Annotated in this window: 17 protein-coding genes and 1 tRNA gene; all 18 read right to left on the bottom strand. The window is 40.4% G+C overall.

What is annotated here, in order from left to right; translation table 11 throughout:
* Window positions 1-506: 506 nt before the first annotated feature.
* The 18 genes from H8796_RS22760 to rho all read right to left on the bottom strand — a co-directional run bounded on the left by H8796_RS22760 (window position 507) and on the right by rho (window position 23,471).
* The gene (locus tag H8796_RS22760; RefSeq protein WP_008999869.1) at window positions 507-911 is read right to left on the bottom strand and encodes an aspartyl protease family protein; all 405 of its coding nucleotides are present in this window, start codon (window positions 909-911) and stop codon (window positions 507-509) included.
* Window positions 912-994: 83 nt separating this feature from the next.
* Window positions 995-1,669: a hypothetical protein gene (locus H8796_RS22755; RefSeq protein WP_008999870.1), complete on the bottom strand. Its 675-nt coding sequence runs from the start codon at window positions 1,667-1,669 to the stop codon at window positions 995-997.
* A 972-nt stretch (window positions 1,670-2,641) separates the two neighbouring features.
* A complete protein-coding gene (locus H8796_RS22750; RefSeq protein WP_008999871.1) occupies window positions 2,642-3,097 on the bottom strand; it encodes a JAB domain-containing protein in 456 nt (151 codons plus the stop codon).
* An 8-nt stretch (window positions 3,098-3,105) separates the two neighbouring features.
* The gene (locus H8796_RS22745; RefSeq protein ID WP_232293029.1) at window positions 3,106-4,134 is read right to left on the bottom strand and encodes a DUF3871 family protein; all 1,029 of its coding nucleotides are present in this window, start codon (window positions 4,132-4,134) and stop codon (window positions 3,106-3,108) included.
* An 88-nt stretch (window positions 4,135-4,222) separates the two neighbouring features.
* Window positions 4,223-5,122, bottom strand: a complete 900-nt coding sequence (locus H8796_RS22740; RefSeq protein WP_008999873.1) for an AAA family ATPase — start codon at window positions 5,120-5,122, stop codon at window positions 4,223-4,225.
* A gap of 93 nt (window positions 5,123-5,215) precedes the next feature.
* Complete coding sequence (locus H8796_RS22735; RefSeq protein WP_008999874.1) at window positions 5,216-5,485, bottom strand: hypothetical protein; 270 nt, start codon at window positions 5,483-5,485, stop codon at window positions 5,216-5,218.
* Window positions 5,486-5,822: 337 nt separating this feature from the next.
* Entirely contained in the window at window positions 5,823-6,491 is a 669-nt protein-coding gene (locus H8796_RS22730; RefSeq protein WP_008999875.1) for a hypothetical protein, read from the bottom strand.
* A 242-nt stretch (window positions 6,492-6,733) separates the two neighbouring features.
* Window positions 6,734-8,842 carry a DEAD/DEAH box helicase gene (locus H8796_RS22725; RefSeq protein WP_008999876.1) on the bottom strand — a complete coding sequence of 703 codons (2,109 nt, stop codon included), beginning with the start codon at window positions 8,840-8,842 and terminating at the stop codon, window positions 6,734-6,736.
* 101 nt (window positions 8,843-8,943) lie between these two features.
* Window positions 8,944-10,239 carry a phage integrase SAM-like domain-containing protein gene (locus H8796_RS22720; RefSeq protein WP_032853684.1) on the bottom strand — a complete coding sequence of 432 codons (1,296 nt, stop codon included), beginning with the start codon at window positions 10,237-10,239 and terminating at the stop codon, window positions 8,944-8,946.
* 142 nt (window positions 10,240-10,381) lie between these two features.
* Window positions 10,382-10,457: transfer RNA gene (locus H8796_RS22715), tRNA-His, on the bottom strand.
* Between the two features lie 64 nt (window positions 10,458-10,521).
* On the bottom strand, window positions 10,522-11,670 hold the full coding sequence (locus H8796_RS22710; RefSeq protein ID WP_117934045.1) for a CapA family protein: 1,149 nt from the start codon (window positions 11,668-11,670) through the stop codon (window positions 10,522-10,524).
* Complete coding sequence (gene folD, locus H8796_RS22705) at window positions 11,667-12,548, bottom strand: bifunctional methylenetetrahydrofolate dehydrogenase/methenyltetrahydrofolate cyclohydrolase FolD (protein ID WP_004304330.1); 882 nt, start codon at window positions 12,546-12,548, stop codon at window positions 11,667-11,669. Before folD ends, H8796_RS22710 begins: the two co-directional genes overlap by 4 nt.
* Before the next feature lie 156 nt (window positions 12,549-12,704).
* Window positions 12,705-14,027 (bottom strand): signal recognition particle protein, encoded by a 1,323-nt coding sequence (gene ffh, locus H8796_RS22700; RefSeq protein WP_004300796.1) that lies wholly within the window; start codon window positions 14,025-14,027, stop codon window positions 12,705-12,707.
* Window positions 14,028-14,131: 104 nt separating this feature from the next.
* Complete coding sequence (locus H8796_RS22695) at window positions 14,132-15,454, bottom strand: MATE family efflux transporter (protein WP_117934042.1); 1,323 nt, start codon at window positions 15,452-15,454, stop codon at window positions 14,132-14,134.
* A 39-nt stretch (window positions 15,455-15,493) separates the two neighbouring features.
* Window positions 15,494-17,449: a HAMP domain-containing sensor histidine kinase gene (locus H8796_RS22690; RefSeq protein ID WP_117934040.1), complete on the bottom strand. Its 1,956-nt coding sequence runs from the start codon at window positions 17,447-17,449 to the stop codon at window positions 15,494-15,496.
* Window positions 17,446-19,296: a HAMP domain-containing sensor histidine kinase gene (locus H8796_RS22685; protein WP_117934038.1), complete on the bottom strand. Its 1,851-nt coding sequence runs from the start codon at window positions 19,294-19,296 to the stop codon at window positions 17,446-17,448. The genes H8796_RS22690 and H8796_RS22685 overlap by 4 nt, the downstream gene beginning before the upstream one ends.
* A 90-nt stretch (window positions 19,297-19,386) precedes the next feature.
* Window positions 19,387-20,853: a sulfatase gene (locus H8796_RS22680; protein WP_187343880.1), complete on the bottom strand. Its 1,467-nt coding sequence runs from the start codon at window positions 20,851-20,853 to the stop codon at window positions 19,387-19,389.
* Between the two features lie 284 nt (window positions 20,854-21,137).
* Window positions 21,138-23,471, bottom strand: coding sequence for a transcription termination factor Rho (rho, locus tag H8796_RS22675; RefSeq protein WP_117934034.1), 2,334 nt, complete (start codon window positions 23,469-23,471; stop codon window positions 21,138-21,140).
* Window positions 23,472-23,692: the final 221 nt, after the last annotated feature.

Raw genomic sequence — 23,692 nt, 5'->3', positions numbered from 1 at the left:
ATCTTCTTTATAGAATAGCTTTGATTATACCATACACACAGGATGATGACCAACCATCCTATCAAATTGAACCAAGGATTAATCCACTGGTCTTCCAAGTCTACTTGTCCGTGAGGTTCATATCTCATAGTTATCTTCTAATATATTGTGTAATCATCTTTATCTTTGTATTCCCATTTAATAATCTTCCATTTAAAGAGGATGAAATACCTTCCAAAGAAAGGGTACCATTGTATCCTTTGAGGCATATCTATATCATGGAGGCACACTTTTCCCATATACCAAGCCATTGGAAAAGTAAAGACTAATGCTATAAGTAATTCTGTCTTTCTAGGTATAGCATTTATGATTATGAACCAATTGAAAAGGTATATCATAAGGTACATAGCTCTATGGAGAATAAACAAGACAATAGTTGCCCATCTCCCTCTTTTATTACTTAAAAACCACTTTAAGAATAAGTGAATTCCATAGAATGTGATTAATAATAAAGCAAGTGATAGCATTTAGTAGTGTATTATATGTTCTTTAAAATCAATTACCCACTGGTTTTCCAGTAAGAAGTCAGTCCCAAGTAGACCATGTATCTGTATTCCACTTTCATCTTCAATACCTATAAAGGTATTAAGTAAAGGCTTAACACAGAACTTAGGCTTATAAACCTGACCTTCAAAAGTGAAAGGTAGAGTAATCATTTCTACCTTGTGCTTAGTTCCTTCTATTCCACTGATACAATACTCACCAATAGGCTTTACTATATCCTTGAAATATTCTACTACAGTGCTGTCTATTAGACTACAGGTACTTCCAGTGTCTAAGATGAAACTAAGGTATTTATCCTTAACTTCAACTGGGATTAGTGGAAGTCTGGTATGCTCTAGTCCATAGATAATAGAGCATCTATTTTCCATTCAGTAAGTTGTTTCTCATATTCATTAGAATGTGTTTAGTACTAATGTAGTTATTTGGATTAACAAGTGATCTCATTAGTATGTTACCAAGGTGATTCTTGATACCCTACTCTGTAGATGTCAGACTCACCAGACTTCTCTAAACAAATAAGTTTGGCTTTAGTTATGTCAATAATCTCACCAGTACCCAAATCACTATTATGGTCTAAAGGTATGTAGGTCATACCACCAGACCTCAAAGTGAACTGAATAGAGTTACCATACTCTGATGATACCACAACTGCCTGCTCAACTGCTGCAACCTCTTCCTGATTAAAGTCCCTTTCAAACTTAATAGTCCATTTAGTAGGTGTAATCTTCTGTTTTGTAGAGGGGGTAAAGGGGCTTGAATCTATTATTTCAGTCATTTCATATACATCTTTAGGGCTGTATCCCATCTTTGCAGCAATAAATCTAATATAGTCTATTGCTCGTGTACTGTGTTTTCTGTTAACTGTCATTAGATATATCAACTCATACAGATACTGATACCTGTCTTCTTCACTGGTAGGGTATATATCTTGTACACTATCAGGATCTATTTCAAGCATTTGATGAAACTTACTACTACTAATGTTGTGCTTTGCTGCTATTTCAAGAATAGTAGTTCTCTCTTTGGTGGTCATTTCTCCACTAGCGTAGACTATTGCCAGTAGGTCTCGTAGCCTGCATAGTTCAGGGTCTTTAATCCTTTTTCTGAATAAATTTAATATTCCCATAATTATTACTTTTTGTAGCCATACTACAAAAAGAAGGTGTGAGCCTAGCCTTGATGCTTATCAGAAGGTATCGCCAAACACCTATAACCACGCAAACAAGGAAAGCCCACACCTATATAGGTATGAGCATTCACTAACCTGCTTTTGATGGTTATATCTGATTGAAATTGGCGATTTCTCTGATAACATCAAGCAAGAAGCAAACACTTCTTCTTCTAATATGTCTTAGTTAAACTTCTATTTCATTAATTCTCATTTAATTAGTTCATGTTGCAAAGTTAGAACTTTTCAGCAATACTTCATCATTAGAGAGCTACTTTTAATAGGTTTAAAGCCATATCAGTACCATAGGTGTGGGCTATATCTTAACTGCATACAAAGGTAGGTTTTAACCTTACTTCTTGTATGCCCAATAAACAAATAAAGTACCTGCAATAAGTACTTCACCCCATTGCACTAATAAATATAAAGCTTCCATTCTAATAGGTTTAAAAGCCCCAATCCTATTGCAGACTGGGGCTTGAAACAACAATAAAACACATAATAAGAGGTCTTAAACTCCTAGTCCTTTATAAATAAGCTCATGATAATAGAGAATACTACAATCATGGCTAGCTCTGTTACTGCATCTTTCATAATAATTTAGTTTGTTATAACATTATTCTTATTCAGCTTTCTCTAACAGTCCTCAGAAGGATATTTTGAAGTACAGGTAACATCCGTACCCATTTCAATCAACACCTCTAAAGCCTCAACCAATATAGCATATCCTAAACAAGATGATAGTTTGTACTCACTTTCTCTATAATTAGAATTAAAAGTGAGTACACTGTGCAATCTCACTTACTCTATAAATATATACCATCAACCAAGTGAGACTAACATTATTTCCCATCATAATGGAAAGAAATGGTAGGGAGAGAGTGTTAGTAGAGAGTGATAGGTTATTGGTAGGGTTGAATATGTATGGATTTATAGTTTGCTTTCATCATAGTATGAGTAGTATTCATTCTCTGGGCTTAGGATTACATGGTCTGCTATATGAATCTCCATGAGTTCAGCTGCCTTCTTAACTCTTTCAGTTAGAGTATCATCCAAAGTGCTGGGTTTCATACTACCAGAAGGGTGATTGTGTGCCAATATTACCTGTGTTGCATTAGCCAGTAATGCAGCTTGTAATATCAGCCTTACATCTACATAAGTTGCAGATATTCCACCTTCTGAAATAGGTACTATACCCAATACTCTGTTAGACTGATTAAGTAGCACTACTTTAAAGCTTTCCCTGTAGCCTATTGTATCATCAGGGAAGTACTTAATTAGCAGTTCATAGCTATCTTGTGAGCTATTTATCTTGTATCTGGTTGATGATTTAACACAGCTTCTATAGCTTAACTGAACCTCTGCTACATTCATTATACTGTCCATAAGATGCACTAATTAATGAACCAACTATATTCATTTTCACCATATAAAGCCTTATTAAGTCCTTCTGCCAATTGGGTGGCATTAAGTGACCTATCCAAGAAGTTATCAATGTAGCTGCTCTTATTAGCTCCAGTTAGCAAGTTGTACACATTCCACATACTGATTTCTCTACTGTCCAGAAGAGTGCTAAAGTTATCATCATTATAGTATGCTTTAGCAACTAAACCTATTTGGGTGTCTGTCATTAACATCTGTGGTAACTTCTTCTTTCTATCAGTAGGTAGAAACTGATACAGCCTACTCTTTCCTAAGAACATTGCAAACTGCTTCTCTGTCATGTAGCTGTCTTTATAAGCTGACATATAGTACAGATGCTTAGCTATGTTGTACTCCTGAAATAGCCTCATCACTGAATTGAATAAGTCTGTAGTGCTCATAACCTTTAATTCTGATCTGTAACCATCTGTTGATACACACATGTTACAGCAGACCAGATTCTTGAATCCAATGAATACCTTGAACTTCTCTGCACCTTTCCTACTGTACAGGTTCTCATGGTTATAAGCTCTCACCCCTCCAATAGTCAGGTTAAGCCTGTTGCCTGATATATCCTCATAGATAGTAGGTATCTCAAAGCAGAACATCATTCTTTCAAAGTACTGGGTTCTGTCTGACTCCAGTAACTGATTCACAGGTTTATGAATGGCTTCTGGTACTCTGCCTTTAATAACATGGCTGACTCTAATAGCAGGTTCTTCAATTCTTTCATTGGGAAATACCTGATTAGCTGCGTCCCATATAGCTTCTATGAAGTTCGGATGACTGATAGTAACCTCATTATCCTTGCTAAACACTGGTACAACACATTCCGCTTTAAGGTACTGCATGGTAACCTCTTTGGTGTTAGCTTCAATGAAAGGTAATTTATGTCCTACTCTGGACTGAACAGTTTCCACCTCTAAAAGTTCTGTTGATACAGGCTCTGTTGGTACAGCTACTGTGCTTACAGGGCTTGTATTTACAGACTCTGTTATCATAGAGTTCTTAGTTGTAGTAGCTGTGTTTACAGTGCTTAGAGGTAGTGTTACTTTTAAGCTAGGCTGACTTGGTACTTGGAACATACTGTTAGTTCTTTGTACTGGGGTTAATTGTAGTGTGTGGGTTGCTTCCATATTGAATAAAACTGGGTGTGTAATTAATAATAGGTTGGTTCTTCTGCTCCAGAAGGGATGTTTTCTTTTGCATGAAGTCTGATGTAAGTTGTTGATACCACTCTGGGTATTGATGGTAAATGGCTGTAAGCTCTTCAACAGTTTTACTGCTGTTAATCTTGCTTCTTATCATCTCCAGATTAACTCCATCATTACACCAATCTAATATGATCTGTCCTGTAGTAGGTGTAATAGTGAAATCAGGTTTATTCATGAAAAGGTTAGTCCTGTCCTTAGATGCAATGGCTTGGTGCTTTATATTGATGTCAAAGACTATGGTAAACTCATAATCTATGCCATCTCTCATAACTGCTTTTAGTCCTACTTTCTCTGGTATCATCTTGCCATTCTTCTCACTTAGAACATAATCTTGCTTACACCTCATAGTGCAGATAATATGCCTTGAGGACTGTAGAATCTTCTGCATGAAAGCATTAATCCTTGGAGTGACCTTTTGCCAATTAGTGAAGCTGTTACCTTGTAAACTGGCATGATACTCTAGCAAGGTATCCCAGCACTGGGAGATACTGTCAATGATGATAACTTCCATACCTGCACTTTCACAGACTTCAATAGCCTGTATATAGGTTTCAGGAGTAAAGTTCTCACTTAGATTTAATACATTATAAGCACCTAAGTGAGCATAAAGGTCTGCTGAACCATTCTCACTATCAATGATAGCTACTTTAGACCAGTCACTGCACAGTCCATAAGCTAACAGCAATGCTGAATAGGTCTTACCTGAACCAGCACAACCTTGCAGAGCTAATTTAATCTTAGCTTGCTTCTTGGATGAAACTCTTAAATTCAACATATTAGATGGTATTTAGTTGTTAGTAATTAGTAAACAAAAAAGGTAGCTAGTCTTTAATAGACTAACTACCACTGAGGACTTTACAGACTCACCTTATAAGGTAGCCACTGTCATAGCACCACCTTCACCTTTCTGATGCAACATGTAGAACATGTCACCAGTATCAGGTGAGCATACTTGGGATATAACAGGAACTGTCACTTCACCATTAACAAACTTATCACTGACAGCACCAGTCTCACAACCATACACAAAGAAGCACTTACCTGTATGTGGATTCTGCTTTACTTCAATCTTGTTAACACCCTTTTGAGCCTTGAACTCATTAACTGTCATTGTCTCTAAGAACTTTAATCTTTCCATAATCTTGTAATTTTATTGTTGTGCAGTAGACTATTCTGCTGCTGTTGATTCAGCTACTAAGAAGGGGTAATGAGCTTAAGTGTAATAAGCCCATTATAATGTAATGAGCCCACAATTGACACAGGGGGCTATCCCACTTCTAAAGTAGGGGGTGGGTGTTTAAGTGAATTAGAGCACACTCATACCAATAGAGTAGCTGAAAAAATTAGAAGAAAATTTGAAATGATAGAAAGAGTACTTGCAGTAAGAAGAGTTATGCATTACGGATGTATTTATATAGTAATCCCCTGCTTTCTGGAATGAAGACAGGGGGTATCAGGTTAATTAATGTACATATTCATTCATCTTTAATAGTATCAAGGTAATCCTTTATCTCATCATCATCAGGTGTGTGTGATGTAACTTTATCTATCCATGTAGTATGACCTAAGTGAGGGTATAAGATAACTTTGGCATCCATATGTTCAGTCCAAGTGAGTGCCATAGGTACATCATAGGAAGACCAGATAACCTTTTTATTTATCAACAGATTCCTGTATTTAACATAGGTGTTCTTTGCTATATTCCAATGTCTATAGACTTCAATATCTGAAAGGTCTATTCTGAACTCATTGTTTGCACACATACAGTATAAGCCTATCATAAAACCCTTTTCATCAGGGGTAAGTGTTTTATCATCAAATAACTCTTTCCAGATATACCTAAAGTTTATATTGGGATTAGGTAGGTAATAGGTATTTCTCTTAACTTCTGGTTCTACTTGTACAGTTCTAACCTGAATATATTCACTGGCTCTAAGCTTAGGTACAAATGACTCTTTGATATAATAAACAGGGACTCCAGTCAACTCTGAAAGTTGTTTGTAGGTAGTGTCTGTTGTTATATAATCAACACCTTTTTGGTAATGGGCATTGATATATAGACCTGCCAATAGGTAGAGGTCTCTCTGCTTGAAGTATATACAAGCTTTAACGGGGAATATGGTATATTCTTTAATGGTTGTCATATATTAAAGATTAGAATGGTCAATATTACTACTATACTAACTACCTACTATGATAATAGTATGGTATAAAGGGCTTTAGTAATTAGTATAGAGGTGTTATTGACCACAATTTGTATAGGTTGCATTTAAGAAACCAAAGAGGTGAGAATGATATGTATCTCTTTGATTATCAGATGCAAAGGTATGAAAAATAGTTGGTTTATGCAACATCTTCAGCTAGTAATATACTCATCCTTAACATTTTAAAACATAAAATACCTTAGCATGTTATTATCTTCACAACTTATCCTGATACCATGCTCCTTTAGCTGCATTGGGTTTTCCTCTTTAATGATGTAGTTGTTCTTGGGTCTCATAGTCTGATATATCACATTCAGCAGACTTATGTACTTTCTTGGTTTTAGTACCTTGTGTAGATGATATTGGACTATAGGGGTCAATAACTCTTGTATCTCATTTGCAGAGTAGGCTCTATTCAAAGTAAAACTGCTTCTTACAGCAACTTTGAAAGGGTGCTCTTCATCTAGTGCCCAATACATGACAGCATTGTTGAGGTTCTTGAAAGCTGCATTGTTATCTGCTCTTATTTCCCATAATTGATTCAACAAGCTCTCCAAGTCAACATACTTATATAGTCTCAAGAACCTTTCATAGAATATCTTCACTTTGCTTCTGCTATGTCTTATGTACATAATCAAGGTGTTATCATTCAGTTGCTTAGTAGCTGCTAGTCCTCTGGTTTCAACAATGGCATTTTGGATGTACTTGTCTATCAGTTGCTCTTGAATGGCTTTGTTGCTTTGCTCTATATCATTCTGCTGTGATGTTGTATTGTAAGACAGTGTACTGTAGCTAATGATATTACCTAGTTTACTTAAGGCTTTCTTGATGGTTTCTGGATGTGAATAAAGCTCATCATGTAGCTCTAATCTCTCTGTGAGATAGTCAATGTTGAGGTATGCAGGAACATATTCTCCTTGTATATTCTTTCTTACAAGGTTTATTAATTCACCTCCTATACTCTTTTCTTGTGCTTTCTCCTGTATAGCCTCTGCAATGATAGAGAATAGATTATCTAAAGTGTAGTCATCTTGTGTTATGTCATTTGCTGCCTCTATAACCTTGAGGACTTTACTGGCTTTGTTTAATAGTATCTTTGGATAGGTGTCCATGCTCTTTCCAGAGTGTTGCTTAGTTATGTTGAATACTATTGTATCACTAAGTACTCCAGTGACTTTCCTGCATCTGCCATGTATCTGTATTATTCTATCAATACCTAACATAGAGTGGCTTCTTCTCGTATCTGAAACTGTAATCAGGTGATAGCTATCATCTATATCTATGCCAGTGAAGTAGCAACAAGTGGCAAAGTTGATTCTGGCAGGCAATGTGTCATTATCTCCTAGTTTAGGAGCAAAGTAATCTCCTGCTTCCTTAGTAGAAGCCTCACTGCATAGGATAGCACACTCACTTCTGGACTTCTCATCTAAGGTTGATATGATGTTCTGTATTTGAAGTATGGAGTTGTAAGCTATGAGTATTTTCTCTGTAGGGTGGGAGTGTAACTCGTCTACAACTACTTGTGTGATGTTATTAGTGTACAGTAGTCTAATGGTTCTGGCTGTATTGCATAACCATGGTACGGAGAACTTACATTCAGTTTTCAGTAGTGGATTGCTAAACTCTTTCATAGTAGCAGTTACCATACATCTGTTCTTAGGTGGAAACATGAAATAGTAGTCAATTACATCTTCTAGTTGAGGTCTGAAACTGTTGTCAGACTGGAGTACATCTATCTCATCAACCATCAAGAAGTAGTTTTTTAATTCTTCTGGAGAGATATACTTAAGTACTCTTCTTAAACTGTCTGCTACCACTAAGAGTTTCTTATAGCCATCTCTACTTAAGTACTCTTGAATCATATTGTCTGTGGTTCTTTCTCTTTCACCTTTAATCTCACTACCTACGTAAAGTGTATTAAGGTGTTTATTGCACTTAGCTGATGCAAGTGCTTTAGTAGGCAGAACTATAATAGAGTTTCTTTTTGAATTTATTTCAAGAGTAGTAGCTCCAATTCCAGTTACCTTCTTGTCTATTAACCCGTGGGGTGTCTTGGATAAATAGTCAGACAGGAGGTATCTCTTGCTAGCAAATATACCTTTTCCTGCATAAGTAGCTTGACCTATAGGAAAGCCTGATAAGTCTTTGATTATAGTAGTAGGAGTTATGTTTATCCCATTCTCCTTTAGATCCTCTACTACTTGGTGGTCTTTCTCTGTTAGGTCATCCCAGTCTATTACATCTGCAAAGGTGTTGTAAATGACTTGATTGTGTTGCTTAGTATTTTCCATCTCGCAGTTAGCTTTAAGTATAGATATAACAAGTAAGTGAGCAAATATACTAAAGAACCCCCATAGTTCAATCAACTACAGAGGTTCTTTTATTTATAAATCTACTCCACTTCTGGACTGGACAGCTCACCTTGGTTACCAAACACATATTCTACTACCTTCTTGTTTGCTTCATTCTCAATCTTGAAGTCCCTTTCAATGTAGATGTCCGTGACCTTCATAGCCTCATCAATATGATTCAATGCAGCATGAACTGTATACTTATCTATACCTACTTTGTTGACAGCAATAGTAGCCCATGAATGCCTTGCAGCATAGTACTCCAAGTCATCTACTTTTAGTATCTTGCCAATCTGCTTTAACCCCAGATTGATGGCTCTGTTGAAGTTCTTATAGGTTGAGTAAAGATGATAGAAGCAAAAGACCTTCTGGTGAGTGTAATCTTCATACTTCTTTATCAGAGGTAGTAAGATTGGAAGAACATCAACTCTCATCTTTGCTTTATCAAGCCTCCTATCTGCTGTCTTAGTTCTATAGTAAGTAATAGAATCCTCTTCCAATTCAGTGCAGTTATACAAGTCTGCTGAATTCATTCCAATTAAACAGAAGGATAGTATAAAGCAATCCTTAGCAAGATTGAAAGGACACAATCTTTCCCTGCCATTAGCATTGATGATATAGGGTATTTCCCATATCTTCTTTATTAGCTCTGGTGACACAGCTCTCTTTCTTGTAGCTTCCTGTTTGGGTATCTCCAAGTTCTCAAAAGGAGAGTTGGGTATCCTAATGACATTCCTATCATAGTCATTGTACTTTTTCTTAGCCTCATAAAACAGGTGTCTGATACTACCCATATACAGAGAGACCATTCTATTGGAAGGTATCCTCTTGCCTTTTTTCTGGAGTTCTGCAACATGTTTAGCTCTCTTCTTCTGGAGATAATCCATGAACTCCATCATCAGCAATTTGGTAACTTGACTTGTGTTCAACTTATCCTTTCCTAAGAAGGTCTTGAATGTATTAAGGGCTGATTTATAGTTGACTTTACCCTTAACTTTTGTAGTTTCCAACCATTCATTACAGAACTGGAGAAAGTCTATAGGAGTGTTCTTCTCTTTTTCTTTCTGGATATAGTCAAGTATATCACTAATGGTTAACTTGGAAGATTCCAAGGGTAGGCTGGTGCATAGCTCCTGATAGTATCTGACTAGTCTATCAGCTTCCTTGATATACTTTGGGTTCTTTAACTTGAAGCCCTTAGTCAGGTCTTCTGTTCTCACAAAGATATGTGTAGCTAACCTCCTTACTTCTCTGTTGTAGGTTAGTCTTATCTTTAGATTGTAGGTGTTATCAACTTTCTGCTTAGTTTTTAGTATTTCAGCTTTGATAGTCAGCATGTTATATTGGTTTTCTTGGGAACAACAATAGACCAACAAATACCTCATAAAGTAGTCTTTTTGAGCCAAATTTAGCACCTGAATGCCCACCTCCTGAAAGCAGAAAACCCTCATAAGTATTTAACTTACAAGGGTTTTTGTTGGGTGGAAGACCGGACTCGAACCGGCGACATTCAGAACCACAATCTGACGCTCTAACCAACTGAACTACATCCACCATGTTTGCGTTTCTCTAACGCGGTGCAAAGATAGATATTATCTTCTAATCTCCAAAAGATTCTGCTATTTTTTTTCGAAAAAAGTATATTCTTTTATTCCCCGATTGTGCTTGCTGAAAAGGGTTCGCGCATCATTTACAAAGATTTTCAGAGAGTTACGTGCTTGTAAAGGAATTGAATCAATCGGCAAATTGACTGGGAGCAATTGATGATTTTTTTTTCCTGATTGAATGGGACGGGCTGTCCATACCAAACTATAATCACAATTATTGAGGCGGGCAGTGCTGTCTTTTACTAATTCCATTCTTACCATCAGTCCTCCGTCAGTGCGGCGGGCGGACATATTGGAAATATAATTTCCCAGCGAATAGACTACGAGATGTTTGTCATTCGTCAGGCTGTCTGTGCGAACTTCGATGGGCTGAACTACGTGAGGATGGGAGCCGATGATATGGTTTACTCCTTTTTCAATCAGCCAGTCGGCGAGGAATTTTTGCTCTTTGTCCGGGAGTGACTGGTATTCGATTCCCCAATGCATACAAGCTATGATGGCATCCGGCTTCATTGCTTTACTCTCTTCAATATCTTTGGCGATGATGGCTGTATCGATATAGTTCACGATATTAGGAGGGGTAACGGGGATGCCGTTTGTTCCATACGTGTAGTTGAGCAGGGCGATGCGGAATCCGTTCTTTTCTAATAAAAGAGGATATTTCTTTTCACGTTCATCAGCGTTGATATACGTGCCTGCGTGTGGAACCTTTAAAGAGTCTATTAATTGAATGGTTCTCTCCAGTCCGGATTTACCACGATCGAGACTGTGGTTGTTGGCAGTCACTAAAACATTGAAACCTGCATCGTGAATTGCGGTCAGAAATTCGTCCGGCGCGCTGAAAGCAGGATAACCTTTGTAAGGTTTGCCTCCTAATGTCACTTCCAGGTTGGCGATGGAGAGGTCGGCTTTCTTTATTTCTTCTTTGACATACGCAAAGCATGTGGAGTAATCATAGCCCGTTGATGTTCGTGCAGCGTTGATTTGTCCCTGATGTTGCATGAGGTCACCTACGAAAAGGAGGCGCAGGGTGTCGGTGGAGGAGATGTTGTCGGAAAGGCTGTCCGACAGGGTGTCAATGATAGAATCTCTCTTTGCCTGCGACCGGGAGGTGCAGGACAAAGAGAGAAGCAAAATCATCAGAAACAGGGTATGTCTCATTGATAAATAGCTTTCTTACCAGCTAAGAGTGTATTTTTCATTAACGATACAATCGTCATTGGTCCAACACCGCCCGGTACGGGAGTGATGAATGAACATTTCGGTGCAACTTCGTCAAACTTCACGTCGCCGGTCAGTTTAAAACCTGATTTCTTGGTTGCATCCGGCACACGGGTAGTACCTACGTCAATAACTACCGCGCCTTCTTTCACCATTTCGGCTTTTACAAAGTTCGGTTGTCCCAAGGCAGCGATAATAATATCAGCTTCCTGACATTCTTTTACCAGGTCTCTGCTACGGCTGTGGCATACGGTTACTGTGGCATCGCCCGGATAGGCTTTCTGCATCATCAGGGCAGCCATCGGTTTGCCGACAATATTGCTGCGTCCGAGTACGACGCACTTTTTTCCGGAAGTTTCTATGTTATAACGTTTCAACAATTCGAGGATGCCGTTGGGAGTAGCGGATACGTAACACGGAAGCCCGATGGACATACGGCCTACGTTGATCGGGTGGAAACCGTCTACGTCTTTACGGTAATCAATTGTTTCGATTACTTTCTGTTCGGAGATATGCTTGGGTAAGGGAAGTTGTACGATAAAGCCGTCCACGTCGTTGTCTTCGTTTAGTTCACGTACTTTGGCAAGCAGTTCTTCTTCGGTCACGTCACTTTCATAACGGATGAGGGAAGACTTGAAACCACATACTTCACAGGCTTTTACTTTGGCAGCTACATAAGTCTCGCTACCACCATCGTGTCCTACAAGAATAGCGGCCAGGTGCGGGCGTTTTTCGCCATGAGCCACCATTTCGGCTACTTCGGCTGCAATCTCTTGTTTTACTTGTTCGGAAATTGCTTTTCCGTCTATCAGAGTCATATTTTCAGAGTATTTATTGGTGATGGACAAAAGTAAAATAAATAACTGAACTCTCCAAAGGGATTGGAATTTTTGTCAAGAGATGGGTGGTATAAAAAAAGAGGGAGCCGAAACTCCCTCTTTTTACTTATCATTAGATTTGGATCTACAGAATGATTACTTTTTCATCTTAGGCATCATCTTACCCATTTTGCTGCTAGTCACCATTTTCATCATTTTGCGTGTCTGGTCGAACTGTTTCAATAGGCGATTCACTTCCTGGATAGTCGTTCCGCTACCTTTGGCAATACGCGTACGGCGTGAACCGTTCAGTATTTCCGGATTGGAACGTTCTGCCGGAGTCATGGAATAAATGATGGCTTCGATGCTCTTGAAAGCATTGTCGTCAATATCAATATCTTTGATTGCTTTTCCTACTCCCGGAATCATGGAAGCGAGGTCTTTCAGATTACCCATTTTCTTGATTTGTGCAATCTGGCTAAGGAAGTCGTTGAAGTCGAATTGGTTTTTGGCAATTTTCTTCTGTAAGCGTTTGGCTTCTTCTTCATCGTATTGTTCCTGTGCGCGTTCTACCAATGAAACGATGTCACCCATACCGAGAATACGGTCGGCCATACGAGCAGGGTGGAACTGATCGATTGCTTCCAGCTTTTCACCTGTACCTACGAATTTAATCGGTTTGTTCACTACCGAACGGATAGAAAGAGCCGCACCACCGCGGGTATCACCATCGAGTTTGGTCAGTACCACACCGTTGAAGTCCAGACGTTCGTTGAATTCTTTAGCTGTGTTTACAGCGTCCTGACCGGTCATGGAGTCTACCACGAACAGAATTTCGTCCGGGTTGATTGCTTTTTTGATAGCGGCGATCTCGTTCATCATCTGCTCGTCTACTGCCAGACGTCCGGCTGTATCGACGATAACGAGGTCGTATCCTTTGGCTTTGGCTTCCTGAATGGCGTGTTGTGCAATTTCTACCGGATTCTTGCTGTCCAGTTCGCAGTACATCGGTACTTCAATCTGTTCTGCCAATACACGCAACTGTTCGATAGCTGCCGGACGGTAAACGTCACAAGCCACCAATAATGGCTTACGGTTCTTCTTGGTTTTCAGCATCCGTGCCAGTTTACCGGAGAAGGTGGTCTTACCCGAACCCTGCAAACCTGACATCAGGATAACTGCCGGACGGGCGTCGATGTTGATCTCGGCTGTCTCTCCACCCATCAATTGTGTAAGTTCATCATGCACGATCTTCACCATCAACTGGCTTGGCTTCACAGCCGTAAGAACGTTCTGGCCAAGCGCTTTTTCTTTCACCGTATCCGTGAAATTCTTTGCAACCTTGTAGTTTACGTCGGCGTCGAGAAGTGCTTTACGTACGTCTTTCAGCGTCTCCGCCACGTTGATTTCGGTGATTTTGCCTTCACCTTTCAGAATCTTGAATGACCGTTCTAGTCTTTCACTTAAATTATCGAACATAGTTATTTAATTACGAATTACTAATTACAATTTACTTGGGCGAAAGAGAGACTTTTCCGTCTGCTCTTTATTTGAGCTTGCAAATGTACAAAAATCTCTTGTATTTATATCTTTTTATTCTGCCATTTTGCTTTTTTGAGATAAATATAACTTGTTATCAACAGTAAGCTATAATACACAATCTCAATTGTAAAGCAGATTTCGATTGGTGCTTTCAGCCACATTCCGATGAAAACAATGTAAGATCCGTAGATGATGATTGTAATTGTTTCGAGCAACAGGGCTGCTTGTGTATTTCCTGTTCCGGAGATGCCGTTGAACACCACGTTGGCTACGGATGCGATAAGCATGGCGAAGCAAATAACGTATACCGAGGACACGGATTCTGTAATGAGTGCCGCCTCACTGGTGTAGATAGAGAGTAGGAACTGCGGAAATAGTGCTGATACCGCTACTAGTCCCAGCATGATGAAAAAGGAGAACCGGGCAATTTTATTGATGAGCGGCATCACGTGCTGGATACCTCCTGCACCAATGGCGTTGCTGACAAGGCTGTTGGTGGTTGTAGCCAGTGCATTGACCGGAATTAGCAGTACGACGTAGATACTCCGGACGATATTGGCAATCGCCAGTTCCCGTTGTCCCAACCGTTCTACGGCTACAAAGAATACGAACCAGGTAGCCATTGACAGGAAATATTGCAGCATGGTGAAACAGGAGATACTAAGTATTCGCATCAGTAATGCCGGGTCGAATGTGCGCAGGCGGTTCAGGCCGTATTTCTTCAAATCGACGGTGAGGTATGTGTAAATGACGAAAAAGAGAATGGAGGAAGCTTCTGCCAGTACGGAGGCGATAGCTGCTCCCTTGATGCCCATTTCCGGCAAACCGAACTTTCCGAAAATTAATGCGTAATCCAGTACGACATTGGTTAATGCCATGACGATGGCATTGACGGTTAGTACTTTAGTACGTGTAATGCCGATATACAATGCACGGAACATGACATTGATGAACGAGAAAAAGAATCCGTAAATACGCCAGTCCAGAAATTCCATCGTTCCTTCGTAGATGGATTCTGAAGAAACTAGCAAACGCATGATGTTTCCGCCGAATGCTTTGGTGAATCCGAATAGCAGCAGTGCCATCACGAACAGGAACATGACTCCTTGAATCATGACGGGACCGACATCCGAATAGCGCCCTTCGCCGTTGCGTCGTGCGATGACTATTTGCGAACCGGTACTGAATCCGAATGCGATGGTGAATACGCATATATAAAATAACCCGCCCATAGCTGATGCTCCAAGGGCTACCTCACTCACGTGTCCGAGGAATGCTGTGTCGGTGACATTGATGACATTTTGTGCCAGCAAGCTTAGTAGTATCGGATAACTGACACTCCAAATCTGTTTGTTGGTGTACATAATTAAGTGTTTAAGTTTACACTTTGCAAAGATAGTGCTTTATTTCGATTCGGAAACGATAGGGTAGATGAAAACAATTTCCGGACCTTCGGGAGTTTTATCATTGACGAGATAGTTTCCTCCGAAATGTTTTAGTAACAACAGGTTGATATCATGCCGGATGATGGTTTCCTGTGATACGAATGCATGGTCTGCCAAAGGTGAATTAGTGATCCGGAAACGGAGCATGTCTTCATTCTGGCTTAATGTGAACCGGATGATTCGTGTTTGTCGGTGTTCTTGTGGGTACACCAGTGCGCTAATCAAGGCCTGCGTCAGTCGCATTGTATCGGTATGGATTTGGGCGTCCGTTTCACTGGAAAATTCAATCTGGATACCTGTTTCTTCGTTCCTCATCTGCGCCATGCTGCATGCTTCCTTGCATAGGGTAGTGGCATCATAGTCTTGCAACTGGAACTTCATCATTTGAGCTTCCAAACGGGATAAGTCGAGAACGTCATTGACAAGTCTCATTAACTTCTCCGAACTTTTGTGGATGATGTTTGAGTATTCTTGCCTTATTTCCTTGTCTATGTTGGGTTCGCTGGCTATGAGTTGTGAGAAACCGACTACATTGTTGAGTGGGGTACGGATGTTATAGCTCATGTTGGACAGGAAGCGATTTTTTATTTCATTGGTCTTCCGCACGTTTTCTGTTGTTTTCCGGATTTCGTTTTCCGCGTATTTAAGTGCTTTCCGTACCATAAAGAGTCGCGCCATAAAGATAAAAAGCAGAATCAGGATGACAAATATAAAAATCAGATAGGTGAGCTGGATCCGGTTGTTTTCCCTTTTTTGATCCAGTTCTGTTTTTTCGATATTGTATTTGCTTTGTATCTGTGCCATCTGATTGTTTGAGAGTACAGTGGCTGTCGAGTCTTTGATGGCGAGTGCCTGCTCATACAGAGGGATGGCTTTTCCGCTTTGCCCTGCCTGTTTCCATATTCTGGCCTTTTCGAGTAGTTGTTCGGCATAGTCGCTTGTGAAGTCTTTCTTCAACATCATCAGTGTCGTATCGATATAATCCGATGCCTGTTGATAGGCTCCAATTACCTGGTAATATTTGGCAAATGTGTCGAAATAGAGTACTTTATACATGAAATAAGTATTCTCGTCCAGATATTCTTTAGATTTTACGAGATGTTCATAAGCTTGTTGCGGCTGATGGGTATTCAGGTAATAATAGCCGTAGAACAGTTCATTGAACAGGTATACATCGGCAAATCCCGCTTTTAAGGATGGATTCGCGCTGATGTGGTTATGAAGAGTGTTTTCCAGTTCCTGCAGGTATTTGAGTAGTTTTTTATTATCTTTCTTTTCTTTGACAACGGATACTAACTGTGATAATACCGAGATACGGACCACCGGATTTTCTGTTGGAGTGAGTAGCTGGTAGGCAGCCTCCAGTGCTTCTATTCCTTTATCCCAGCGCTGGCTGCCGATATATGCATTACTCAGGCATTGATAGGCGGCTATACTACCCCGGTTACTGTTCATTTGGGAGGCTTGCTGTTGCATCTTTTGAGATTCGTTGATAGCAAGTTCATATTGTTCGTTGAATGTGTACAGGTCTATCTGAAAACGTTTGGCATCAAAGAAGTAGTTCCATAAATCTGATTTCCGGGCATGAGGCTCCATTATGGTGAGCCATTTGGCTACACTGTCTTGATTATTACGATTGTAATAGTATAAGATATGGTAGTAAGCAGCCAGACCGGCATATTTGTCATTTCCCAGTTGCAATGCTTCTTTCATTAATGCATCTGAATATTGGATACATTGATGGTTGTTTTGTTCTATTCTGATGATTTGATTGAGAACATTCAGCCGTGTCGTATCGTACGGTAATGTTTGCAACACCTTTATCAGGCTATCGGATTCCAAAACAATCTCGGTATTGGCTTTTCCGGTGAGGGTGCAGCATAATAGAAGGAACAGGAGCAGGACTTGTTTCATTCGGCTTCCTCCTTTCCTGATTGCTCATGGCAAATAGGGTGTGTGAACAAGAAACGGGCTCCTTCCTTATAATTGGAGTCAATCCATATTTTACCGCCCAGCTGCTCGATAATGAGTTGGCAGATAGACAAACCGAGTCCTGTGCCTTGAGCATTTTCATTCAGTTTCTCAAAACGGTTGAATATTTTATTCTGATTCTCCGGAGAGATACCGCAGCCGGTGTCGGTCACAGAAAACAGTGCTGTATCTTCTGTCTGTTTTTCCAGTTCCATGGTGATGGAGCCTTGTGGAGTAAATTTGGTTGCATTGATGAGAAGGTTGATTAATAATTGTTGCAACCTTGCATTGTCTGTCGTCAGTTCTAATGAATGGAGAGAGGTTGAAAAACGGACGTTTGCATTCGTTTGTTTTATTTTCTCAACCATGTCGATAACGTTTCTGCATATTGTTACTGCATCACATCGCTCATATTTGAATTTCATCTTGCCCACTTCGAGACTGGACAAGTCGATTACGTCGTTAATCAGCTTGAGTAACAGTTCTGAATTTTGCTGAATAATATCGCTACACTGTTTCCGGGTCTCGTTGTCGATGGATTCTTCCGTCAGGATGGAGGAGAAGCCGGACAACGCATTGAGCGGTGTGCGAATTTCATGGCTCATGTTGGAAAGGAAAAGGCTCTTTGTCCGGATGGAATTTTCTTCTTGCTTTTTCACTTTTTCCAGTTCCTGCTGCGATTGGCGCAGTTTTTTATTTCCTCGTCTGACCAAAAGGATGAAAAATACAATCAGTATGACTATGAATAGGATGGTAAACCAACTCCAGAAAAGGATTGTCTTCTGCCTGTTTAAGTTGTCCAGTTCGTTTTTGTCTATTTGGTAGAGGGTGTGTAATTCGTTGATTTGGCGAATGTAATTCATTGCATCCAAAGAGTCTTTGTATGTATTGAATATTTCATAAGCTTCACATGCTTCCTTGCTGTTTCCCATTAGGGCAAGTATGTGTGCCCGATCCTTTTGTACCTGCAGGGATGTGTATGAGCCGGCCGCTTTTGTATGTGAGAGTAATTCATTAAGTGTGGTTAATGCCTGGATATATTCTTTGGATTCAGTGTAATAAGAAGAGTACAGGTATTTAATCATTAAATGAAAATATGGGTACTGATACTCCTGGCTGATTTGTTCGGCTTGTCGTATATAGCTTAATGCTTCAGGAAGATGGTGTGTCTGAATACGGTAGAATGCCTGGCAGTAAACTAGATGAAAATCGTCTTGGGGATTCCCACCCTTGTCAGTAACTGATTCGAGTTCCCCAATATAATCTTCTATATCTGTCATTTGATGATATTTGAGCTTGGTCAGAATGAGTTGGGGTAAGAGTGTTTTGGCGTATTGGTTGGTATGAGGTATTTTCTGGATCACTTCTAATGCTTCTTTATACGATTCGATGGCGGCTTGTGGTGTTGACGAGCTTAAATAAGCATTTCCAATGGCGTGTAATGCGAGTGCTGTTCCCAAAGGATAGTTCATTTCTCTAGCTTTTTGATACATCTGGTTGGCCTGATTGATGGCAAGACTGATGTTACCTTTTGCTATTAAAGCCTGAACGGCCAGCAGATTTATCTGAAATAGGAGTGAATATTGTTGTTTCTTTTGTAATTCCGGTTCTAAAAGTTTTTTCCAGACAATGATGCTGTCGACTGGGGCGTCCGGACTAAATGGATGATTGTATTCAAGTAAAGGTTGTAATAAAGAAAGACGCTCTGAATTTGTGCGTGCAGCATATAAGGTGACCGATATTAATGCGGTTACGACTATTGCAATTGTATGACGTCTGTGTTTTTTCACTTGATATAAGAATTGCTTGCTTGTAAGTTTATCTGCAAAAGAACTAAAAAGAGTGAAGATTACAAAGAAATCTTCACTCTTTTTTATAATTTATTTTCTTTTGAGTATCTCTCGTACCCCAGGGCCCTCGTGGTTGGGGTAGCCGGGAGTATGGTTTCTGCATCGTGGATCGGCATCTACTTTCAAACTCCGGTAATCATCTTTGGTACGGGTGATGTAATCATCAAGCATGGCGCGGTGTTCGGCGAGAACTTTACTGTATTTAGGGTCTTTGGCGAGATTCTTGCGTTCTCCCGGATCCTTTTTCATATCATATAGCTCTTCTCCGTTACCTTCCAGATAGTGAGTGTACTTGTATCTCGGTCCGCGTACCATACGTCCGGGAGTAACGACATATTCATATTCGCTATGCCATTCAGAAACTACATAGGGGTGAGTTTTTTTCTGTTTTTCTCCTTTTAATATAGGTGCAAGGCTGATTCCCGGTTTTTCGGCCGGAACAGGAATTCCTGCCAAATCACAAAGGGTAGGCAGAAGATCCAGTGTAGGTTGTGTCAATACTTGGTCTATGGGCTTTTTCTGTTGTTTGATGCCGGGGCCTGCAAAGATAAACGGTACGTTGGTCATTTCATCGTAGAAGCTGATATGTTTGGTCACCATGCGGTGTGAAGCCATTCCATCACCATGGTCAGCCATGATAATAACGATTGTGTTTTTTCCGGCAGGAGTGGAGTAGAGGGCTTTCAATACGCTGTCTACTTGCTTGGAAACCATCTTGGTATAGTGTTGGAAAGCAGCAATGTAATGACGGTAATTCTCTTCATTCCAATGAGAGGCTTGGGTCATACGGCGATGACTGCAGCAGATGTATTGCACAGGTTTAGGGATATTGCTCCAGTCTTCTACATCGAAATTGGCCGGTAGTTCCGGAAGGGTTTCGCTGATGGGGCGGTCGGTATGTACTCCTTCGTTCGCTCCTACAAATCCACAGATATTGTGAGGGTTCTGAAAATCAGCGATACAGATGAATGGTTCTTCCGGCGGATTACTTAGATAAGCAACAGCGTCTTCACATGTTCCTACGTCCAGGAAGCTGTCGTTATTAACCGGGAATTCCGGATCGGTGAATGGCTTGGCTACCGGTTCTTTATGCTTGAATCCTCTAAGTGAACCCATGTCGTGTGTTTTTCCGAAGTGTACGGCTTCGTAACCGTTTTCAGAAAAAAGACTTCCTAATGTCGGTACATTTTCGGGAATACGTGGGTTGATAGGTTCGCTGGAGTTGGAACGTACATTGGTTTGATGAGGCATCATGCCACTCCATAAAGCAGCGCGTGAGGGTTGGCTGAGAGGGCAGCCTACATAAGCATTGGAGAAGATAACTCCTCGTGAAGCGACTTCGTCAATAGGGAGGGTGCAGCCTTGTGTTTGTCCGTAAGCTCCCACAACGCGTTGTGTCAGATGGTCGCACTGGATAATCAGGAAATTGGGCTTTTCTTGGGCCTGCGCTGTCACGCTGCACAGGGCTAATCCCATGAATGGATAAATAGTTTTCATTACTGGTTAGAATTAAGTAATATTTGATTTGGAAGCAAAAGTAGGAAAAAAGGAAACGTAAAAAAGGGCGAGGTAGTAGTTTTGGACGCAAATGAAAGTATTTTGTACAAAAATGAAAGGTGTGGCAAGCGGTTAGGGGTAACTATCGGTGATGGGAGTTGAATGATAAGTGATAAACGGCAGGTAATAAGTCATAAAATGGGTTACTGAAAAAGAAAACGGTGAATAAACTGCACTTGTTATGGCGCAGTTTGTTCACCGTTCATTTATAAGTTTGCTGTTGATTAGCTGTTCATGCTCATCAGGAATTCGTCGTTGTCTCTGGTTTTTTCCAGACGGTCTTTAACGAAGTCCATTGCTTCGATCGGATTCATGTCGGCAAGATATTTGCGTAATATCCACATGCGGTCAAGAGTTGTTTTATCAAGCAACAGATCGTCGCGACGAGTGCTGGATGCAGTAATGTTGACTGCCGGGAAGATGCGTTTGTTGGACAGGTTGCGGTCGAGCTGCAACTCCATGTTACCTGTACCCTTGAATTCTTCGAAGATAACTTCGTCCATTTTAGAACCGGTATCGATCAATGCGGTAGCAATAATGGTCAGTGAACCACCGTTTTCAATATTACGGGCAGCACCGAAGAAGCGTTTAGGTTTATGAAGTGCATTTGCATCCACACCACCGGAAAGAACTTTACCGGATGCAGGAGATACTGTATTGTATGCACGAGCCAGACGAGTGATAGAATCAAGGAAGATAACTACGTCGTGACCACATTCTACCAGACGTTTTGCCTTTTCCAATACGATACCTGCAATTTTTACGTGGCGTTCTGCCGGTTCGTCGAAAGTAGAAGCGATTACTTCTGCATTAACGCTGCGTGCCATGTCTGTTACTTCTTCCGGGCGTTCGTCAATCAGCAACATAATCATGTAAACTTCCGGGTGGTTGGCTGCGATAGCGTTGGCGATATCTTTCATTAAGATGGTCTTACCTGTCTTTGGCTGGGCAACGATCAATGCACGCTGGCCTTTACCGATAGGAGCGAAAAGATCGACGACACGGGCAGACATAGAGTCTGAATAACCGCCTTTGCAAAGTTTGAACTTTTCATCCGGGAAGAGAGGTGTCAGATGTTCGAAAGGAACACGGTCGCGAACGAAAGCTGCGTCACGTCCGTTGATCTTCGAAACCTTTACCAATGGGAAATATTTTTCTCCTTCTTTGGGTGGACGGATAACTCCTTCTACTACATCACCGGTTTTCAGACCAAATAGTTTGATTTGAGACTGTGATACATAAATATCGTCCGGAGAAGAGAGGTAGTTATAGTCGGAAGAACGGAGGAATCCGTATCCGTCCTGCATAATTTCCAAAACACCTACTCCGTTGAGAATATCGTCGAATTCATAAGGCTTTTCGCGCTCAATAACCTTGCGTTCCTGCTGTTGTTGTACCGGAAGGTTTTCACCCGCATTGTTCTGCTGAGCGGCACGTGGCATCGGTAAGCGTTGTTGGTTTTGGTTCTGGTTCTGATTCGGGTTCTGATTTTGATTTTGATTTGGGTTCTGAACCTGATTCTGGTTATTGTTGTTACGCTGGAAATTATTATTGTTGCTATTGTTATTATTGGCGTTATTGCCGTTATTGCCATTGTTGTTAGCATTATTGTTGCCGTTGTTATTGTCGCGTGAGCGAACAATACGCGGACGTTGCTGCTGGGACTGCTGCTGTTGAGATTGTTGTTGCTGTTGAGGATGAGATGGTTGTTCCGGTGCTGTCTGTGCTGATTCTGTTTTAGTAGCTTCGAATTTTCCGAATAATTCGGTAGGAAGCTCTATTTTTTCAGAAGGCAGATCTTCGATTGGAATAAAATCATCGTCGTCAACGCTGGATAAGATATTGCTTTCCTCGTCGATAACGGGTGCAGCTTTCTTTTGTGGTTTATCTATTACCTTTTTCTCTACAACAGGTTTGTTAGGTTCAGTAGCCGGTTTATTTGTTTCTGCAACAGGCTTATTTGCTTCTGCAGCTGGTTTGTTTTTTGCTTTCTTCTCAGCTGTTTGCTGTTGTACCGGAGCTGGCTTTTCCGTAGTACCAGTAGCTTTCTCTGCAACAACAGGTTTAGGTTCCACTACTTTGGGTGCTGCCGGTTTTGCATTTTCTACTTCTTTTTTCTCTTCTGCGTCAGAGCTCTTACGAGGACGGCCTACTTTACGCTTGGGAGTAGCAGTATTTTCTGCTTTAGCTTCTACAACAACAGTTTCTTTTTCTTTGTTTGTACTTTCTTCTTTCTTGGAAGGCTGTGGTGCAGCTTTTACAGGAGCGGCCTCTTTTGTTTTGTTAGCCTCTCCACTCTTTGTTGCGGAAACCACTTTGTCTTCTTTTTTGGTAGGAGCTACCCGTGAACGCTTTTTCTTTTGTTCTTCATTTTTGCGTTCTTCTTTTAGCTTATCTGCGGCAACTTTCTTTGTAGCTCCTACAATGGCCTGTTCATCGAGTATTTTATAAACAAGGTCTTCTTTTTTGTATGAGTCTGCTTTTTTTATGCCTAACTCTTTGGCAATAACTTGAAGTTCCGACAGATTTTTGTCGTTTAATTGGATAATGTTATACATATAGTATGGTAAGTTATTAATATTTCTTTTTTTGCTGAATTATGGACAGCATTACTACAGCTCATGGCTACAGATATGCGAGCATACGTTTTGTTTTTTTATTCTGAATTAGGGATGTATATGTTGAATCGTAGAATGTTTCAACGGGGCAAAGATAATAATTTTTTTTGGTTTCATGAACAATCAAACATTTTTTTCCACGTAAAAGTGTATCTTTGCTA

The sequence above is a fragment of the Bacteroides sp. M10 genome, assembly GCF_014334015.1.
GTDB classification, from domain to species: domain Bacteria; phylum Bacteroidota; class Bacteroidia; order Bacteroidales; family Bacteroidaceae; genus Bacteroides; species Bacteroides intestinigallinarum.
The sequence above is the reverse complement of the archived record's forward strand: the minus strand, read 5'-3'. Positions and strand labels throughout refer to the sequence as shown.

What these genes read in the sequence shown, in the direction of transcription:
- H8796_RS22690 (WP_117934040.1), bottom strand. Translation starts at nt 17,449, where the DNA reads ATGAAACAAGTCCTGCTCCTGTTCCTTCTATTATGCTGCACCCTCACC.
- H8796_RS22730 (WP_008999875.1), bottom strand. Translation starts at nt 6,491, where the DNA reads ATGACAACCATTAAAGAATATACCATATTCCCCGTTAAAGCTTGTATA.
- ffh (WP_004300796.1), bottom strand. Translation starts at nt 14,027, where the DNA reads ATGTTCGATAATTTAAGTGAAAGACTAGAACGGTCATTCAAGATTCTG.
- H8796_RS22695 (WP_117934042.1), bottom strand. Translation starts at nt 15,454, where the DNA reads ATGTACACCAACAAACAGATTTGGAGTGTCAGTTATCCGATACTACTA.
- H8796_RS22755 (WP_008999870.1), bottom strand. Translation starts at nt 1,669, where the DNA reads ATGGGAATATTAAATTTATTCAGAAAAAGGATTAAAGACCCTGAACTA.
- rho (WP_117934034.1), bottom strand. Translation starts at nt 23,471, where the DNA reads ATGTATAACATTATCCAATTAAACGACAAAAATCTGTCGGAACTTCAA.
- folD (WP_004304330.1), bottom strand. Translation starts at nt 12,548, where the DNA reads ATGACTCTGATAGACGGAAAAGCAATTTCCGAACAAGTAAAACAAGAG.
- H8796_RS22735 (WP_008999874.1), bottom strand. Translation starts at nt 5,485, where the DNA reads ATGGAAAGATTAAAGTTCTTAGAGACAATGACAGTTAATGAGTTCAAG.
- H8796_RS22745 (WP_232293029.1), bottom strand. Translation starts at nt 4,134, where the DNA reads ATGATAACAGAGTCTGTAAATACAAGCCCTGTAAGCACAGTAGCTGTA.
- H8796_RS22710 (WP_117934045.1), bottom strand. Translation starts at nt 11,670, where the DNA reads ATGAGACATACCCTGTTTCTGATGATTTTGCTTCTCTCTTTGTCCTGC.
- H8796_RS22725 (WP_008999876.1), bottom strand. Translation starts at nt 8,842, where the DNA reads ATGGAAAATACTAAGCAACACAATCAAGTCATTTACAACACCTTTGCA.
- H8796_RS22760 (WP_008999869.1), bottom strand. Translation starts at nt 911, where the DNA reads ATGGAAAATAGATGCTCTATTATCTATGGACTAGAGCATACCAGACTT.
- H8796_RS22750 (WP_008999871.1), bottom strand. Translation starts at nt 3,097, where the DNA reads ATGGACAGTATAATGAATGTAGCAGAGGTTCAGTTAAGCTATAGAAGC.
- H8796_RS22680 (WP_187343880.1), bottom strand. Translation starts at nt 20,853, where the DNA reads ATGAAAACTATTTATCCATTCATGGGATTAGCCCTGTGCAGCGTGACA.
- H8796_RS22720 (WP_032853684.1), bottom strand. Translation starts at nt 10,239, where the DNA reads ATGCTGACTATCAAAGCTGAAATACTAAAAACTAAGCAGAAAGTTGAT.
- H8796_RS22740 (WP_008999873.1), bottom strand. Translation starts at nt 5,122, where the DNA reads ATGTTGAATTTAAGAGTTTCATCCAAGAAGCAAGCTAAGATTAAATTA.